Raw genomic sequence first — 383 nt, 5'->3', positions numbered from 1 at the left:
ATCTCGATGATGACCTGTTTGATCGCGCCGTCCTGGGTCTTTATCCGGGCGGAAAAATCCAGCCGATACACGGTGAAAAACCGATTTCCCAACGTCATCGAAATTTCCTGGGGAAGCAAATCCAGGGCAATGACCTCCTCCTCCAGGATGGTCGAGAGGATCGGGATAGCGAGCTCGTTATTCCGCAGCAGGTAGTTGAATACCACATCGTAGATCGGATTGGCAATTCGCATTGAGTTTCACCTCGATCTTCGGAAATCCGCCCTATCCGATCTCATCATCTGCGGATAAAAGATGGCTCTTTATGTGTCAAGTCCCGCCAGATTATAGACACGTTTTTTGAACAGATTGGGTTGTTTTTGGTACCAGCTTTTCATGGTCTG

At 48.6% G+C, this 383-nt stretch carries 1 protein-coding gene; it reads right to left on the bottom strand.

Translation table 11 applies throughout. From position 1 onward, the window contains the following. A partial coding sequence (locus BQ17_RS12920; protein WP_218068261.1) for a hypothetical protein occupies nt 1-233 on the bottom strand: 233 nt, incomplete at its 3' end. Between the last annotated feature and the right edge of the window lie 150 nt (nt 234-383).

Source organism: Candidatus Thiosymbion oneisti, assembly GCF_900092655.1.
Lineage (GTDB): Bacteria > Pseudomonadota > Gammaproteobacteria > Chromatiales > Chromatiaceae > Thiosymbion > Thiosymbion oneisti.
This window is presented reverse-complemented; position numbering and strand designations above follow the sequence as displayed.